This window comes from Halalkaliarchaeum sp. AArc-GB (genome assembly GCF_031432225.1).
In the GTDB taxonomy this organism is placed as follows: Archaea; Halobacteriota; Halobacteria; order Halobacteriales; family Haloferacaceae; genus Halalkaliarchaeum.
This window is the reverse complement of sequence record NZ_JAVKGM010000011.1, coordinates 17,278-32,515: the sequence shown is the minus strand read 5'-3', so window position 1 is coordinate 32,515 and position 15,238 is coordinate 17,278. Positions and strand designations below refer to the sequence as shown.

Sequence of the window (15,238 nt, the reverse complement as noted above, 5' to 3'; positions counted from 1 at the left end):
GAGTACGACATCGAACACGACTAACGCATGACCACACACAACGAAGGTTTTCCCGACGACGACCGTGCTCCCGGCGGCGAACCCGCACCCGATGGCGGTGGTGTCGCCAAACGCGGGAGCACCGCGGCGTCGGCTGCCGACGAGGTGCTCGAAGAGATCGAGAAGAAACGGAACGTCCGCGGGATTGCGGCAGTCGTCGTCGCGATCGTCGCGATCTCCTTTTCGGCGTTCCAGATGTGGCTCGCTGCCCGAGGGTTCACGTTCGGGTTCACAGTGCCGTTCGTCGGATACATCCGGATCGGCGCGCTCGCGCAGCTCCAGATCCGGGCGATCCACGTCAATTTCGCGCTGATCCTCGCGTTCCTCCTGTACCCCGGGTCGACCGGAACCGGCGCCGTCGTCCAGTGGTGCGGGCGGAGCGTGGCGGCGGTGCGCGATCGACTGGGCGACCACCCCGTCTCCCGTGGGGTCGAACGGCTCCGCGGGTGGGCCAGTTGGTTTTTCGTCGATGAGAACTCCGACCGGGTCACCCCCTCTGACGTCGTTCTCATTTTCCTGTCGCTTTTGCCGACCGCCTACTACGTCACTCGCTACAGCGAAATTACGGACGTCGTGCGCGTTCGGGGCCTGCGGGGCGCCGGCACGCTCGGCGAGGTGTACCCGTTCCTCGAACCGCTGGCGGTGGGCCCACTGGCGACGTACCCGGTCGCGTATCTGATGGGCGTGCTCGCGATCCTTCTCGTGCTGGAGGCGACCCGTCGGGCGCTGGGGATTCTCCTGATGGGGTTGGTGAGCCTCTTTATTGTCTACGCGAAGTACGGGTTCCTCATCCCGCGTGGTGCTCCCGGGATCGGGATCTTCGCCACCTCCGAACTGCGGTGGGACCAGATCGTCCAGAACCTCTGGTACACCGTCGAGGGGATCCTGGGTGTCCCCGTGGGGGTGTCGGTGCGGTTCATCTACATCTTCATCCTCTTCGGTGCGTTCCTGGAGATGTCCGGCGCCGGCAAGTGGTTCATCGACCTCGCGTACTCGATCACCGGGACACGGGAAGGCGGCCCGGCGAAGGCCAGCGTCGTCTCCTCGGGCTTCATGGGGATGCTTTCCGGATCGTCGGTCGCGAACACGGTGACGACCGGGGCGTTGACGATCCCGTTGATGAAGCGGTCGGGCTACTCGCCGGAGTTCGCCGGCGCGGTGGAGTCGTCCGTCTCCTCGGGGGGACAGATCCTCCCGCCGGTGATGGGCGCGGCGGCGTTCCTGATCGTCGAGTTCACCGGGACGCCGTTCCGCGAGGTGATCATCGCCGCCACGCTGCCTGCGCTTGCGTTCTTCTTCGGAATGTGGGTGATGGTCCACTTCGAGGCAGTCAAACACGGGATCGGCGGGCTCGACCGCGACGAGCTGCTCGACATCGGCCCCCACATGCGGCGGGGGTGGTTCTATCTCGTACCGCTGGGGCTGCTGTTGTACTACCTCGTGATCGCGCGGCTCTCGATCGGCCGGGCGGGCTGGTTCACCATCATCGCTACCGTCGCGCTGATCGCCATGGTGGCGGCGTACAACGAACGAACGGGCCCGTACCTGGTCGGGGCGGTCGCCGCGGGATACGCCGCAACGGTCGTCTCCTGGCACCTGTACGGTGTCCCGCCGACCGAGCTCATCGCCGGGACGACCGGCGTCGGGCTGTCGCTGGGGGCCGCCGCCGTCGAGGCGCTCTCCTCGCTGGGCGCGATCGTCATCGGAATCAGCGTGCTGTTCCTGCTCGCGGATCCCCGGGGCGAGGCACCGCTTTTGAACCTGGACGACTCCGTCGACGCCGCCGCAGAGTTGATCGACGCGAAGCTCGACCGCGAGGTCGCCACCACCCGTGCCGGGAGCTTCGTGTCGTTCGTGCTCAAGTCGATGGACTCGGGCGCTCGGACGGCGACGGTCGTCGTGATCGCGGTCGCCGCAGCCGGCGTCATTCCCGGCGTCATTAACCTCACCGGACTGGGCGGGAGCTTCCGGGCGCTGATCCTCGACGTCAGCGGCGGGTCGCTCGTTCTGCTTTTGATCCTGGCGGGGATCGCCTCGGTCGTCGTCGGAATGGGGATGCCGACGACGGTGATGTACATCATCATCGTCGTGCTCCTGGGCCCGGTGCTGCCGGAGTTCGGAATCGCCATCCTCGCGGCACACCTGTTCGTCCTGTACCTGGGGCTGATGGCCGACGTGACGCCGCCGGTGATGGTCGCCGCCTACGCCGCCGCCGGGGTGGCGAAGTCGGATCCGTTCCCGACCGGGAAGCTCGCGTTCTTGCTGTCGCTGAACAAGATTCTGGTGCCCTTTGCGTTCGTGTTCGCGCCGGGAATCCTGCTGTTGCGGATCCCCGAGGACGCCCCGCCCGGCGAGGCGTCGGTCCTCTCGTGGGCCGACATGACCGACCTCGGGTTCTTCCTGCCGGAGGTCGTCGCCCCGGTTGTCGCGATGTTCGCGGGCGTGTACGCGCTCGGGATCGCGATCATCGGCTACTACCGCACCGACGTCTCCCGATCCTCGCGGGTCGGCTTCATCGTCGCCGCCGTGCTGCTGTCGGTGCCGGGGATGGTGCTCATGCCCGCGGGAACGATGCTCGGGCTCGTCGGCGCCGACGTCACGCTGTTTACGCTTTCGAACGACCTCGTCCTGCGCGGGGTGGGGGCGGCGATGCTCGTTGCCGGCGTGATCCGGAACCGTCGCCGGGCCGCCACCGAGGCGTCCGAGGGAGCGCCCGCGGGCGGGGAGACGTCCGGGGCTGCGCCGACCGAGCGGTAACTCGACACCGGATCGCCACACCCTATAGGTCCGGGCCACTCGGGTGATACATGGACGATCGCGTCTCCGACCACGCACAGTTGCTGGTCGACTGGAGCGCACGGATAGAACCGGGCGACGACGTCGTGGTCTCGGTCGCGGAGGGCGCCCACGATCTGGGCGTCGCGACCGCGGAACTGCTGGGCGAACGCGGGGCGAACCCGATTTTCACGTATGACTCCGACGAGCTGACGCGGGCGTACCTGCAGGCGCACGACGGGGAGTTCGAGCCGGATCCGGAGCACGAACTCGCGCTATACGAGGCGGCCGACGCCGTCCTGTTTCTGGGCGGCGGCCGGAACACTGCGGCGTTGGCGGACGTCGCCCCCGACGTCAGGCAGGCCAGTTCGCGAGCCCGGACGGGGATCCGCGAGGCCCGGATGGGAACCGACTGGGTGTCGACGGTGCATCCGACCCGATCGCTGGCCCAGCAGGCCGGGATGGCCTTCGAGGAGTACCGGGAGTTCGTTTACGACGCGATCTTGCGCGACTGGGAGTCGCTTGCGGCGGAGATGCAACAGCTGAAAGAGATCCTGGACGCGGGCAGCGAGGTCCGGCTCCGGAAGGCGGACACGGACCTGACGATGTCGATCGAGGGACGCACCGCCGTCAACTCCTGTGCGTCGGTGGCGTACGATTCGCACAACCTCCCGTCGGGGGAGGTGTTCACCGCGCCGTACGCGACCGAGGGGGAGGTGTACTTCGACGTGCCGATGACGATTAACGGCAAGCGCCTGCGGGACGTCCACCTGACATTCGAAGACGGGGCGGTGGTCGACTTCGCGGCCGGCGAAAACGAGGCGGAACTGGCGTCGATCCTCGAGACGGACGACGGCGCCCGACGGCTGGGGGAGCTGGGAATCGGGATGAACCGCGGCATCGACCGGTTTACGGACAACATCCTGTTCGACGAGAAGATGGGGGAGACGGTCCACCTGGCGCTCGGGCGGGCCTACGACGCCTGCTTGCCGGAGGGTGAGTCGGGCAACGACTCGGCAGTCCACGTGGACCTGATCACGGACACCAGCGAGGACGCCACGCTGTCTGTCGACGGCGAGGTGATCCAGCGCGACGGGCGGTTCCGGTGGGAGGACGGGTTCGACGGCTAGGAGCCGTTGCTATCGTTCCTCGAACAGCGACTGGGCCCGCCGAACGTAGCTGTTTGCTTCCCAGCTGCGCGCGTCACTGATCTCTTCGAGGTGCGTGCGAGCATCGGCGACGGAGAGCCGATCGGTCCGAACGAGAACCGAGAGCAGCGTCGGTGTCGTCACGAGTCTGGTATCCGAAAGCGACGCGTGGATCAATCCGAGCTGTGTGAATTCATCACAGAGCAGAAGTCCGGCATCGAGTTCGTTCGCGAGTGAGACAGCAGCGTTTTCACCGTCGTCGAGCGGAAACCCGGTATCGAGCTCGACCGCCCGCACGTCGAGTGCAGCTGTTCGGTCGAGGACGACGGTTGCGGCACGGCCGTGTGCGTCGTCGTACGAGGAAACCTCCCGGAGTTCGTCGAGAACAACTGCCGGGACGACGACCTCGTATCGGGCCAGACACAGCTCGAGCGGATCGTGCTCCGCATCGGCGACGACTCCGAGACTGACGAGAGCGGAGGTGTCTGCGACGAGCGTCGTCATCTATGTGTCGGCGACCTCGTCGATGAAGTCTTCGTCCAGTTGCTGTTTCAACACGCGGAGGTTCGCCGCCTCTTCGGCACCGACGAGTGATTTGAGTTGTTCGAAGGAGATCTCGTCGTCGTAGTAGGCGGAGGCGATCTCCTGAACGAGCGCGTCGTCGTGGGTGGCCTCCCGAAGGTACTCCCGCAGCGCGGTCACGAGGATATCCGTCCGGTCCTCCCCGAGAACTTCCGCGAGGGCATCGGTCCGATCGATGAGTCGATGTGGGGCCCGAAATTGAACGCGCTTCTTGTCGCTGCTCATCGTGTGTACGTTGTGAGCCAGCGTACTTAGCTATTTTCGTGTGTACTGTGTGAGCCTCTCTGGCTCGACTCGACGAACGCCGTCCGGTCCAGCGAGATCCTGCCGGTCAGTTTTCGAACTCGATCTCCTCGACGGTCGCACGCTCCCCGAACAGCCAGTCGGCGTGGTCGACGGCGTACTCCCGGTGATCGTCCTCGATCGCCCCCAGCGCGTCCTCGACGAGCACCGGCCGGAAGTCCCGCAGGCCGGCGCTGCCGGCGGTGTGGAGCACGCAGACGTTCGCCAGTGTCCCGCAGATCACCAGCTCCCGGAGGTTTCGGGCCGTCAGCCATCCTTCGAGTTCGGTTTGATAAAAGGCGTCGTAGGTGTGCTTTTCGACGACGTGGTCCTCGGGTCTGACCGCGAGGTCGTCGTGGATCTCCGCCTCCCAGGAGCCCTCCAGGACGTGTTCGCCCCACTGCTCGAACTCGTCGTAGTAGTGGGCGTCCTCGAACTGCTCGGGCGGGTGGACGTCGCGGGTGTACACCACCTGCGTGCCCGCCTCGCGGGCCCTGTCGACGAGCGTCGACACCGGGTCGAGCGCCTGCTCGCTGCCGGGGGCGTACAGGCTTCCCTCGGGGTGACAGAACCCGTTTTGCATGTCCACCACCACGAGCGCCGTTTCGTCGGGATCGAACGCGAGTTTGCTCATATCCAGGGGTACGCCCCGACCGACCCTAAAAACTTCCTCGCGGCTAACTCCGCCGCCGCGACGAGCACCACCTGCCCGAGGAAGACGACCCAAATCCCGACGTACAGCGCGTGGGGCCCTTCGGGCCGGCGACGCGACGGTCCCGTCCAGGGAGGAGTTATTTGTTGTCTCCCTTCGACAATTCGCCCGCATGACAGACGAGACGATCCACGAGTCCACGGAGGTACAAAAGCGACGGCGACTGGCGACGTTCTTCGGCCGCCTGGCCGACCGGTTCCGCCGCGGCGAGGCGGTCCCGGTCGACGACGACCAGAGCGTGACGATCGACCCGCCCGCGGAGGCGGAGGTGGACGTCGAACTCACCAGAGCGGGGGACGACGTCCGTCTCGACGTCGGGCTGGAGTGGCCCGAAGCGGACGGCGAGGTCGAAACGGACGTCGTCGCGAGCAAGGCCCGGTTCGAACTGTACGAGGACGCCGGCGGGAAGTACCGCTGGCGGCTCGTCCACCGGAACGGCAACGTGATCGCCGACTCCGGGGAAGGGTACGCCTCCAGGCAGAAGGCCGAACAGGGGCTCGAAAGCGTCCGGCGCAACGCCCCGGGCGCATACACCGTCGACGAGTCGAAAGACGAGGAGGCGCCGGAGGAAGGCGGCAGCAACGCTACATTCGAACTGTTCGAGGACGCCGAAGGCGGGTGGCGCTGGCGGCTCGTCCACCAGAACGGCAACATCATCGCCGACTCGGGGCAGGGCTACGCCTCGAAACAGAAGGCGAAACAGGGGCTCACAAGCGTCCAAAACAACGTCCCGGGTGCGCCGGTCGAAGAGACCGACTCCTAGCGGATCTCGGGCGCAGCGCATCGTCATCATTTCGCCCGGTCTGTGGTAAGAGTTAACAAGGAGCATGACATAGGGGCGGACGCCTAACAAGAGAGATCGAAGGTCATGTCCAGTTCACAGCACACAGGTCGGTCGGTTGCGCTGTCGATCCCGCGGGAGGAGCAGTGGACGCTCCATCACGTCCTCCTCGACCGGATCGAACGAGAACGCACGGTGAAGTCCTCGGAAACGGGGCCGCCGTCGATCGAGGTGTATCGGGCGTTCGATCGCCTCGACGACGGCGAGATGGCGTTCACACTCGCCCAACTCGAGGCGGTGCAGTCGGTGCTGTCGGCGTATCATCATTCGCCGACCGACTGGGAGCTCGACAGGCCGGAGATAGAGGCGCTGTTGGAACGTGTCACGGACGCGATCGACCGGGCTGATGCCGGCTAGCCTCACGGTTAGGGAGGAAACTGCCGTCGGCCGTCTTCGTTTCTGGTCACTCCGTTTCTGGTCACTCCGTTTCTGGTTCGAGTTCGTGTTCGAGCGCCCAGACGTGGAGGTGACCGAACGCGGGGAACAGTGCCCGAGCCGTTTCCGTCGGTTCGTATTCGACCCGCGGTGGGACTTCGTCGTAGGCGGTCCGTGAGAGCAGTCCGGCGTCGGAAAGCTCCGTGAGCCGGGTCGAGAGCGTGTTCGGGGGAACCTCGAGGCTCGATTCGAGGTCGCGAAACCGAAGGGGTCCGTCGGCGAAGGCGAACGCCGAGAGGACGGCGATCGCGTGAGCCCTGCCGAGCAGCCCAAGCAGTCTGGCGACGGTGGCCTCGACGCGCTCGCGCTCGTCCGGGGCCAGTTCCTCCCGAAGTCTCCGGGCTTTCTCGGGTGTGTATCCCAATCCGAGTTCGAATTCGGCGTCGGAATCCATAGTAAGTTTCTGGCGACTCTGAGTATTACTCTTTCTTTCGAAGTATAGCGAAAACACCATCTTCGGGCCCAATACTTCGACACTTCGAAGTTGCAAGTATATCCGGTCGGGGGTGATAATGAACGCATGAAGATCGCCGTATTCGGTGCGACGGGACGGACCGGCGTCCCGCTGTGTGAGCGAGCGCGTTCCCGGGGACACGAGGTGGTCGCGCACACCCGATCGCCGGAGAAACTACCCCCGGAGTTGCGCACAGACGAGGGGGTGACCGTCGTGACGGGCGATGTCTACCGAGGGGAGGGAATCGAAACGGCTCTCGAAGGAGTCGACGCTGTCGCGAGCGTGCTCGGCCAGACCGGCGACGGCCCCGACGACCTGCTCGCAGTCGCGGGCGGACACGTGACCGCAGCGATGGCCGAGGCGGGCGTCTCGCGATACGTGACGCTCGTGGGCGCCGGCGTTCGGACCGACGGCGAGTCGGTGTCCCTCGGCGGGCGGGTGATGGGTCTTCTGTTGCGGCTGTTCGCCGGGGACGTCCTCGCGGACGCCGGCGAACACGTCCGGCGCGTCGGAGCGACGGACCTGGAGTGGACGGTTCTGCGAGTGCCGCGACTCGGCGAGGGCGATCCCGACGGGGAGTACCGGCTCGGCGACATCGACCTCGGGTTCGGGGCGGTCGACCGTGCCGACGTGGCGGCCGCCATCCTCGAGGTGCTCGAAGACGGGACGTACGTCCGGGAGTGTCCGAAGGTGGGACCGGCGTGAGTGGGGATCGAACCGCGGGCGAGACGATCCTCGTCACGGGGGCGACCGGGACCGTCGGCGGGGCGGTCTGTGAGGAACTGGCGGGGGATCAGGGACCGTCGGGTCGGACCGGTGGAGGCGGTTCGACGGTTCGGGCCGGTGGAGGCGGTTCGGCGGGCCGATTCGACGGCGGTGATCTGACGATCCGGGCGGCGACTCGCTCCCCGGGGGCGTTCGACGGGGCTGCCGACGAGGTCGTCCGGTTCGATTTCACCGATCCGACGACGTGGCGGGCGGCGTTTGCGGGCGTTGACGCGCTGTTTCTGGTGCGTCCTCCTGCGATCTCCCGGGTTCGGCGGGATCTGCTTCCCGCGCTGTCGGCAGCGATCGGGGCGGGGGTCGAACGGGTGGTGTTCCTGTCGGTAATCGGCGCCGATCGGAACCCGATCGTCCCACACGCCCGGATCGAATCGTGGCTTGCCGAGTCGGGGGTCGACGCGACGTTCCTCCGGGCGTCGTTTTTCATGCAGAACCTGCTCGAGGACCATCGCGAGGAGATCCGGGACGGCCAGCTGTTCGTTCCTGCCGGCTCCGGGAAGACGAGTTTCGTCGACGCCCGGGACGTCGCCGCCGTGGGCGTCACAGCCCTCCGCGAGGGGACCGACGGTGACGTCCGGGCGTACGACCTGACGGGGCCGGCTGCCCTCGGGTACACGGAGGTGGCGGACCTCCTCACACGGGAACTGGGGCGGGAGGTGCAGTACGTCGACCCGTCGGTGATCCGGTTCCTGTGGCGGCGTATTCGGGCCGGCGAGGGGTTCGGAAAGGCGGCCGTGATGGCCGGCATCTACACAACTGCGCGGCTGGGGTTGGCCGACCGCGTGACCGACGACGTCCGCCGGGTGCTGGGACGGGAGCCACGTGGGCTGTCGGCGTTCGTCCGGGAACATCGCGACGCGTGGGGCTGATCGGGACCGAGAACGTTTGAAACGGGTCGCCGTGGATTTTTTACTGCTGGCTGCGGTCGGGATTCACGTGTTCGACCGTCTGCGCAGGCTGCTTCGGTCGGTTTCTCGAGACCGTTCCGGTGAGACCGACGATCGGGACCGCGGAACTGACGACGGGGACGGGGATTCTGATCGGGTCGTCGGCTCCGGGGAGGCGATCCTGTCGCCCCAACACCGTCGGTCGCCGGCGGCGGAGGCGGAACTGGAGCGGCTGGCGGAACAGGCCGACCAGCAGAAACGGGACGAGCCGTAGGGTGCTGCCGTCTCGGCTCCGGCGAATCCGTTGTGGTACCCTTACCGGCGATGGGAGACCAGGTCGGCGATCCCCTCTGAGAGGTCGATCTCCGAGTCGAAGCCCAACTGCTGGCTGGCCTTTTCAGTGCTCGCGGTGCTCTCCTCGATGTCGCCCGCCCGCGGGTCGGTGTGAACGATCTCGACGGTCGATTCTACGGACTCGGCGACGACGGTCGCGAGCTGGTTGATGCTCGTGCTGTCGCCGGTGCCGACGTTGAACGCCTCGCCTACTGAATCGGTGACGAATGCGCGCACCGTCGCCCGAACGATGTCGTCGACGTGAACGAAGTCCCGTGTCTGGGTTCCGCTTCCGTGTACTTCGATCGGTTGGCCGGCCAGCGCACGCTCGAGGAAGGCGTCGATCACGCCGCTGTAGTCGCCGCCCTGCTGACCGGGGCCGTAGATGTTGAAGTACCGGAGCGATACCGTCGGAACGTCGTAGAGTCGGGTGTACAGCCTCGCGTACTGGTCCGCGGTGAGCTTCGAGAGCCCGTACGGTGAGGTCGGCTCCGTCGGATGGGATTCGGCGATCGGAACCGATTCGGGCTCCCCGTAGACGGCCGCACTGGAGGCCAGGACGAACCTGGCGTCCGCTCTCCTGGCTGCTTCCAGGGCCGACAGCGTCGCGTCGGCGTTGATCGACTGGGTCCGCTCGGGGTCCTGGACCGACTCCTCGACGCTCACGAGTGCGGCCAGATGACAGATGCCGTCGACGTCCGCCGCCGCGCGTTCGAGAAGCTCGTCGTCGCGGACGTCCCCCGCAAACACCTCGACGCCGTCGGGGACGTTCTCGCGGCGTCCGGTCGAAAAGTCGTCCAGGATCCGGACCTCGTTTTCGGGGTGTAGCGCCCGGACGAGGTGGCTCCCGACGAACCCGGCGCCGCCGGTGACGAGTATCGTGTCTCCTTCGAGGCCCGACTCCGCGGCAGAGACTGTGGATTCCTTCATCACACTGCCCTGAGAATTTCGGAGATCACCATCGATCGGAACCCGAGCACGGTGACCGATTTACCGAGTCCGGCGAGTACACCGACGGAGGGGACACGATTCGCGTGATGGCTGAAGGGACGCACGATTTGGCTTGCGACAGTATGCCATTTAGTAATGCATCGGTAACAGCCGGAGAGTTCTCAGTTTATACAGGTATTAACCCGAAGAGCGAACTCCACAACTGGAAAAGTACACTTTTGTTCGACCACGACTAGGACAATTCACATGACAATTCTCATCACCGGTGGGGGAGGGTTCATCGGCTCTCATCTCGTCGACCACCTCCTCGAGGAAACGGGGGAACGGATACTCGTTCTCGACAATTTTTCTACGGGGAGTCCAGCCAACATTCGGCACATCGATGACGACCGTCTAGCGGTTCGGGACGGTGATGTTCGGGACGATCAGACGGTCGAAAATGTGGTTTCCGGCGTCGATTCGATATACCACCTCGCTGCAGCTGTGGGCGTCGAACACGTCGTCGAGAATCCCCTCGCGTCGCTTCGAACCAATCTCCACGGAACCGAGAACGTTCTCGAGGCAGCTCGCGAGCACGACGTCCCCACGTTTCTGGCCTCTTCATCGGAGGTGTACGGCAAAAGCGAGGCCGTTCCGTTTTCGGAGGCAGACGACCGAGTGCTCGGTCCGACGTCCGTGCCGCGGTGGGGATACGCCGCCGCAAAGGCGACCGACGAGTTCCTCGCGCTCAGCTACCACGAGACGTACGATCTGCCGGTCACGGTCGGCCGATACTTCAACATCGTGGGGCCGCGACAGACCGGTAAGTACGGCATGGTGATCCCGACGTTCGTCGAGCAGGCGCTTTCGGGGGAACCGCTCACCGTCTATGGCGACGGCACGCAGACCCGGAGCTTCACTCACGTCGCCGACGCGGTCGAGTTGACCCACGAACTTCTCGAGACGCCCGAGGCCCACGGCGAGGTGTTCAACGTCGGTGCGCCGGACCCTACAAGTATAACGGATCTCGCCGAACGCGTGATAGAACTGACCGGGAGCGACTCGGAGATCACTCACGTTCCCTTCGAGGAAGCGTTCGGAGAGAATTTCGAGGAACCGGATCAACGCGAACCGGATGTCTCGAAGCTCCAGTCCGTGCTCGGATGGGCACCCGAGGCGGATCTCGACCGTATTCTCGAGGACGTCATCGAAGAGCAGTCTGAACTCCATCCGAAGGTGATCTGATGAGTGGCTCGATAGACGAACTCCATCGACGACTGGCCGATCGGGAGGCCGATATCGGCGTTATCGGCCTTGGATACGTCGGGTTGCCGCTGGCGCTGGAGTTCATCGAGGCCGGCTTCGACGTCGCGGGATTCGACATCGATCTCGGCCGAGTCGACCGGCTCCTGCACGCGGACAGCTACGTCGACGACGTGAGCGACGGCGCCGTACAGGAGGGGCTCGATGCGGGGTTCACGCCGGGTGCAGAACCCAAGACCGTCGCCGACTGTGACGTCTACGTGATCGCGGTCCCGACAGGGATGAACGGGGACGAACCGCGAATGGACGCCGTCGAGGCCGCGGCTGAAACTGTTGCCGAACAGTCTGGACCCCGGGAGACGCTCGTCGTCGTCTCCAGTACGGTGTACCCTGGAGCGACCAGGGAGGTCGTCACCCCGATCGTCACGGACGGGCGGGACACGCCGATCCGGCTGGCCATGGTACCGGAGCGGTTGAATCCCGGCGGGGACGTCGCCTTTGAGGAGATCCCGCTGGTCGTGGGAGCCGACACCGACATCGCCCGGGAGGCCGCCGTCGAACTGTTCGACGCCGTTGTGACCGACACGCATCCCGTGAACTCGACGGAAACGGCAGAACTGGCAAAGACGCTGGAGAATACCTACCGGATGGTAAACATCGCCCTGGTGAACGAGCTGGTCACGCTGGCGGAAGGACTCGAAGGCGACGTGTGGGACGCGATCGACGCGGCGGCGACCAAGCCGTTCGGCTTCCAGCCGTTTTACCCCGGACCCGGCGTCGGCGGGCACTGCATCCCGATCGATCCGCAGTTCCTCGCGTGGCGTGCCGACCAGTTCGGCGGGGAGCTGTCATTCGTTCGGGACGCCCACCGCGTGAACGAGCAGATGCCGGAACTGGTGGTCGACCGACTCGAGACGATGCTCTCGGCTCGTGGCATCCCGCCGGATGACGCCGTCGTCGTCGCGCTCGGTGCCGCTTATAAGCCGAACGTGGGTGACACTCGGAACTCGCCGGCGTTGCGGGTCGCAGATCGGCTCGACGACCGAGCGCAGGTCTCCGTCGTCGATCCCCACGTCGACGCGGAGGGAACCGCCCGGCGACTCCTGCGATCGCCAGAGGAAGCGGATCTAGCCGGCGCTGACGCGGTGGTGTTGCTGGTGGACCACGACGCGTTCGACCTCGAGTACGTCGGAGAAACCGCCGAGTTCGTCTTCGACACCCGGAACGCGATGCCGGATGACTGTAACGCGGACGTCGTGACGCTTGGAGAAGTGATCGAGCGTTCCAGCTGGAAGCCGAACGTGCTTTCACCCACGGTCGACTGACCGGATCCGCCGTTACTTTTCCCGTGCCAGATCGAACACGTCGGAGGCCACGTCCCAGAGCTGTCGCAGAACGATCTTGACGTCGCCCGTGAACGACTGTGTTCTGATGTACTGTATGTCGTACTGAATCTTCTCCCGGGGCTCCTGGCTGGTCGCGTCGTTTATCTGGGCCAGTCCCGTGAGGCCCGGTTTGACGAACCACCGATGACGCCACTGGTCGGCCTCGGCCTCGAAGTCGTCTTCGATGTCCGTCTGGGCGGGACGGGGGCCGACGACGCTCATGTCGCCGACCAGAATCGACCACAGCTGGGGAATCTCGTCGAGGTGGGTCATTCGAAGGAAGTTACCTAACGGTGTTTCCCTGTCTTCGTCGATCGTGGTCCCAACCTCCCCTTCGGGATCCGGCTTGAGCGTCCGGAACTTGTATACGGTGAACGTCTCGCCGAAAAGGTAGGTCCGCCGTTGGCTGAACAGGATCGGTCCTTCGCCCTCCAATTTGATTGCGAGTGCGATCACTAGGATAACCGGCGAGAGTACGAGGAGAGCTAACCCGGCAAAAGCGAGGTCAAATACCCGCTTGAAGAGGTAATCCTGAGGATCCCAGGGTTCGATATCGACATCGACGAGCGGACCTGCTTCTGCATCGGCGGTCAACACTGCGTCGGCGAATTTCCGGTGAACCTTTGCGGAGACGCCATGCTCGTAGCAGGCATCCAGTGCGCCGAAGAACTCCGCGCGGTCGGCCTGGTGAAACGCCAGGACGGCGGTGTCGACGTCGTACTCCCGGATGACGTCTTCGAGCCGGGAGAGTCCTCCAAGTCGCCGTACTGTACCGGCTTCGATTCCGATCTCGAGGCTCTGGTCGTCCGTGGCCGGCCACTCGAGTGCGACGCCACCGTCGGCCAGCCTGCCCGACAGTCTGTCACTGCCGTCTCCACTGTCCGGGAGCTCCTCGCCGTTGAGGAACGTCGGGCACAGACAGCCGATCAGCTCTCCGTCGACGTCGGGGGTGATCCGGTGGATCTGTGCGAGGTCGTCGCCGACGAGGATCGCCCGTTCGGCCTCGCGTTCGGGTCGCCGACGGATCCAGATGAACCACAGGGGGATCGTGATCGAGAGAACGCCCACTACGAGCGTCAGCGTCGCCCGGGGGAGCCGGTGGGACCACTTGAAAAAGCCAAGCGTCGCAAGCGCAAGCCCGCCCGCGAGCACGCGCTTCTGGGCGAGAAAGACCGTATCGAGGATCCGGCGCGGCTGCGGCTTATACAGCGGAATCAGGCTCCCGGCGACCGCGAGCACGCTCAAAAGCATCGCCAGTCGGAGCGAGCCGCCGGTCAGGACGGTCGGCTCCAGCCGGTCGAACAGCGGAACGTACGTGGTAAACAGGGTCTGCGGGACGGGATGGTTGGCGAACAGCACGGCCGCCACCGTGAGCAGGATCACTCCCGTCGCACTTGCCACTCTGTACGTCCATCCCGTAAGCATTCGTTACTATCGCAGATGGGAAATGATATTAACATTTTGATAATGGAGAGATACAGTTATCCGTGGGTGAGTATCCGGATCGGAAGAACTACCGTCCGAACGTACTTCCTTGCACGTTCCGTACCGGCTGACATGACTGCCGCCGACGACACTGACGACACCGACGACGCCGTCCGGGTGTGGCTCGTCGAGCGCACCTACTCCGACGACGAACAGAACCTGATCATCCTGACGTACGCGACCACGGACGGTCGGCAGTACTTCAGGAAGGAACGAGCGTTGACCTCCTTTGACGACGTCCGGGAGACGACGGCGGCGGTTGCGGCCCGCCCGGAGAACCTCGGTCGGGTGATCGACGATGAACAGCGCCGGCAGTACGCCACCGAGGCACAGCGGATGGCCGAGAACCACGACCCCGACGACGTGATCTAGCGACTCCGGCGCGGTTTTCACCTCACCTGGCCTTTTACCAGTAGGTGGCAACATGACAGAGATTTATACGCGAATCCGCACTCATCGGGACTGGAACGTCAACTTGCACGTTCCAGATCGAATAACGAAAATCACAGTGCCAACAACTGTTACCGAATCATCGACAGCGCCATCTTGAAGGAGGTGACGGCGTCGACGGCGTGGGGGACGTCCGCGGGCATGAGGATCGATTCGCCGTCCTCGAGTTCGTGGCGCTCGCCGTCGAGGGTGACGGCGGCGGTGCCGTCGAACACCTGCAGGAGCGCGTCGTGGGGGGCGGTGTGTTCACTGAGGTTCTGTCCCTCGTCGAAGGCGAAGACGGTGACTGAGCCGCCCTCGCCGTCGATCAGCGTCCGGCTGACGATCGCGCCGGTCTGGTAATCGACGAGGTCGGACAGTTCGAAGACGGTGCCGGCGAGGTCGTCGGTCTGAGTGGAGCTGTCGTCTGACATGAGTGTGTCGGCGTACGCTGCCGATGTGGGCGGTTGGCGAC

The 15,238-nt window shown here is 65.1% G+C and carries 17 protein-coding genes; 10 read left to right on the top strand and 7 right to left on the bottom strand.

The features are described from left to right. Positions 1 to 27 precede the first annotated feature (27 nt). Together RH858_RS11100 and RH858_RS11095 are read left to right on the top strand one after the other, a co-directional pair. Positions 28 to 2,796, top strand: a complete 2,769-nt coding sequence (locus RH858_RS11100) for a TRAP transporter fused permease subunit (RefSeq protein WP_259534193.1) — start codon at positions 28 to 30, stop codon at positions 2,794 to 2,796. Positions 2,797 to 2,846: 50 nt separating this feature from the next. Then, positions 2,847 to 3,944, top strand: a complete 1,098-nt coding sequence (locus tag RH858_RS11095; RefSeq protein WP_310561891.1) for an aminopeptidase — start codon at positions 2,847 to 2,849, stop codon at positions 3,942 to 3,944. 9 nt (positions 3,945 to 3,953) lie between these two features. Here the strand turns inward: RH858_RS11095 and RH858_RS11090 are convergent, their stop codons facing one another. The 3 genes from RH858_RS11090 to RH858_RS11080 all read right to left on the bottom strand — a co-directional run bounded on the left by RH858_RS11090 (position 3,954) and on the right by RH858_RS11080 (position 5,460). Beyond that, a complete protein-coding gene (locus RH858_RS11090) occupies positions 3,954 to 4,466 on the bottom strand; it encodes a hypothetical protein (protein WP_259534191.1) in 513 nt (170 codons plus the stop codon). Continuing rightward, the gene (locus tag RH858_RS11085) at positions 4,467 to 4,769 is read right to left on the bottom strand and encodes a hypothetical protein (RefSeq protein ID WP_259534190.1); all 303 of its coding nucleotides are present in this window, start codon (positions 4,767 to 4,769) and stop codon (positions 4,467 to 4,469) included. Between the two features lie 106 nt (positions 4,770 to 4,875). After that, positions 4,876 to 5,460, bottom strand: a complete 585-nt coding sequence (locus RH858_RS11080; RefSeq protein WP_259534189.1) for an isochorismatase family cysteine hydrolase — start codon at positions 5,458 to 5,460, stop codon at positions 4,876 to 4,878. A gap of 190 nt (positions 5,461 to 5,650) precedes the next feature. Between RH858_RS11080 and RH858_RS11075 the strand changes: the two genes are divergently transcribed. Together RH858_RS11075 and RH858_RS11070 are read left to right on the top strand one after the other, a co-directional pair. Further along, on the top strand, positions 5,651 to 6,301 hold the full coding sequence (locus RH858_RS11075) for an HVO_2922 family protein (RefSeq protein WP_310561890.1): 651 nt from the start codon (positions 5,651 to 5,653) through the stop codon (positions 6,299 to 6,301). 105 nt (positions 6,302 to 6,406) lie between these two features. Further along, the gene (locus RH858_RS11070) at positions 6,407 to 6,736 is read left to right on the top strand and encodes a hypothetical protein (RefSeq protein WP_259534187.1); all 330 of its coding nucleotides are present in this window, start codon (positions 6,407 to 6,409) and stop codon (positions 6,734 to 6,736) included. Between the two features lie 61 nt (positions 6,737 to 6,797). Here RH858_RS11070 and RH858_RS11065 read toward each other — a convergent pair whose 3' ends face one another. Continuing rightward, positions 6,798 to 7,208: a helix-turn-helix domain-containing protein gene (locus RH858_RS11065; protein ID WP_259534186.1), complete on the bottom strand. Its 411-nt coding sequence runs from the start codon at positions 7,206 to 7,208 to the stop codon at positions 6,798 to 6,800. 126 nt (positions 7,209 to 7,334) lie between these two features. On the opposite strand from RH858_RS11065, the gene RH858_RS11060 reads away from it, so the two are divergent. The 3 genes from RH858_RS11060 to RH858_RS11050 all read left to right on the top strand — a co-directional run bounded on the left by RH858_RS11060 (position 7,335) and on the right by RH858_RS11050 (position 9,212). Next, positions 7,335 to 7,973, top strand: a complete 639-nt coding sequence (locus tag RH858_RS11060) for an NAD(P)H-binding protein (RefSeq protein ID WP_259534185.1) — start codon at positions 7,335 to 7,337, stop codon at positions 7,971 to 7,973. Continuing rightward, positions 7,970 to 8,920, top strand: coding sequence for an NmrA family NAD(P)-binding protein (locus RH858_RS11055; protein WP_310561889.1), 951 nt, complete (start codon positions 7,970 to 7,972; stop codon positions 8,918 to 8,920). The genes RH858_RS11060 and RH858_RS11055 overlap by 4 nt, the downstream gene beginning before the upstream one ends. Before the next feature lie 67 nt (positions 8,921 to 8,987). Further along, positions 8,988 to 9,212 (top strand): hypothetical protein, encoded by a 225-nt coding sequence (locus tag RH858_RS11050; protein WP_310561888.1) that lies wholly within the window; start codon positions 8,988 to 8,990, stop codon positions 9,210 to 9,212. A 41-nt stretch (positions 9,213 to 9,253) separates the two neighbouring features. Here the strand turns inward: RH858_RS11050 and RH858_RS11045 are convergent, their stop codons facing one another. Then, positions 9,254 to 10,201 carry an NAD-dependent epimerase/dehydratase family protein gene (locus tag RH858_RS11045; protein ID WP_310561887.1) on the bottom strand — a complete coding sequence of 316 codons (948 nt, stop codon included), beginning with the start codon at positions 10,199 to 10,201 and terminating at the stop codon, positions 9,254 to 9,256. Positions 10,202 to 10,468: 267 nt separating this feature from the next. On the opposite strand from RH858_RS11045, the gene RH858_RS11040 reads away from it, so the two are divergent. Together RH858_RS11040 and RH858_RS11035 are read left to right on the top strand one after the other, a co-directional pair. After that, positions 10,469 to 11,446 carry a GDP-mannose 4,6-dehydratase gene (locus RH858_RS11040; protein ID WP_310561886.1) on the top strand — a complete coding sequence of 326 codons (978 nt, stop codon included), beginning with the start codon at positions 10,469 to 10,471 and terminating at the stop codon, positions 11,444 to 11,446. Beyond that, positions 11,446 to 12,789: a nucleotide sugar dehydrogenase gene (locus RH858_RS11035; protein ID WP_310561885.1), complete on the top strand. Its 1,344-nt coding sequence runs from the start codon at positions 11,446 to 11,448 to the stop codon at positions 12,787 to 12,789. Before RH858_RS11040 ends, RH858_RS11035 begins: the two co-directional genes overlap by 1 nt. 12 nt (positions 12,790 to 12,801) lie before the next feature. On the opposite strand, the gene RH858_RS11030 is transcribed toward RH858_RS11035, so the two are convergent. Further along, positions 12,802 to 14,250: a sugar transferase gene (locus RH858_RS11030; RefSeq protein WP_310561884.1), complete on the bottom strand. Its 1,449-nt coding sequence runs from the start codon at positions 14,248 to 14,250 to the stop codon at positions 12,802 to 12,804. A gap of 156 nt (positions 14,251 to 14,406) precedes the next feature. On the opposite strand from RH858_RS11030, the gene RH858_RS11025 reads away from it, so the two are divergent. Beyond that, positions 14,407 to 14,706: a hypothetical protein gene (locus tag RH858_RS11025; RefSeq protein ID WP_310561883.1), complete on the top strand. Its 300-nt coding sequence runs from the start codon at positions 14,407 to 14,409 to the stop codon at positions 14,704 to 14,706. 149 nt (positions 14,707 to 14,855) lie between these two features. On the opposite strand, the gene RH858_RS11020 is transcribed toward RH858_RS11025, so the two are convergent. Continuing rightward, positions 14,856 to 15,197 carry a cupin domain-containing protein gene (locus tag RH858_RS11020; RefSeq protein ID WP_310561882.1) on the bottom strand — a complete coding sequence of 114 codons (342 nt, stop codon included), beginning with the start codon at positions 15,195 to 15,197 and terminating at the stop codon, positions 14,856 to 14,858. Between the last annotated feature and the right edge of the window lie 41 nt (positions 15,198 to 15,238).

Excerpts from the sequence above, each read along its gene's own strand:
- RH858_RS11040 (WP_310561886.1), top strand. The coding sequence starts at position 10,469 with ATGACAATTCTCATCACCGGTGGGGGAGGGTTCATCGGCTCTCATCTC.
- RH858_RS11095 (WP_310561891.1), top strand. The coding sequence starts at position 2,847 with ATGGACGATCGCGTCTCCGACCACGCACAGTTGCTGGTCGACTGGAGC.
- RH858_RS11085 (WP_259534190.1), bottom strand. The coding sequence starts at position 4,769 with ATGAGCAGCGACAAGAAGCGCGTTCAATTTCGGGCCCCACATCGACTC.
- RH858_RS11080 (WP_259534189.1), bottom strand. The coding sequence starts at position 5,460 with ATGAGCAAACTCGCGTTCGATCCCGACGAAACGGCGCTCGTGGTGGTG.
- RH858_RS11035 (WP_310561885.1), top strand. The coding sequence starts at position 11,446 with ATGAGTGGCTCGATAGACGAACTCCATCGACGACTGGCCGATCGGGAG.
- RH858_RS11065 (WP_259534186.1), bottom strand. The coding sequence starts at position 7,208 with ATGGATTCCGACGCCGAATTCGAACTCGGATTGGGATACACACCCGAG.
- RH858_RS11075 (WP_310561890.1), top strand. The coding sequence starts at position 5,651 with ATGACAGACGAGACGATCCACGAGTCCACGGAGGTACAAAAGCGACGG.
- RH858_RS11070 (WP_259534187.1), top strand. The coding sequence starts at position 6,407 with ATGTCCAGTTCACAGCACACAGGTCGGTCGGTTGCGCTGTCGATCCCG.
- RH858_RS11025 (WP_310561883.1), top strand. The coding sequence starts at position 14,407 with ATGACTGCCGCCGACGACACTGACGACACCGACGACGCCGTCCGGGTG.
- RH858_RS11100 (WP_259534193.1), top strand. The coding sequence starts at position 28 with ATGACCACACACAACGAAGGTTTTCCCGACGACGACCGTGCTCCCGGC.
- RH858_RS11060 (WP_259534185.1), top strand. The coding sequence starts at position 7,335 with ATGAAGATCGCCGTATTCGGTGCGACGGGACGGACCGGCGTCCCGCTG.
- RH858_RS11090 (WP_259534191.1), bottom strand. The coding sequence starts at position 4,466 with ATGACGACGCTCGTCGCAGACACCTCCGCTCTCGTCAGTCTCGGAGTC.
- RH858_RS11020 (WP_310561882.1), bottom strand. The coding sequence starts at position 15,197 with ATGTCAGACGACAGCTCCACTCAGACCGACGACCTCGCCGGCACCGTC.
- RH858_RS11045 (WP_310561887.1), bottom strand. The coding sequence starts at position 10,201 with ATGAAGGAATCCACAGTCTCTGCCGCGGAGTCGGGCCTCGAAGGAGAC.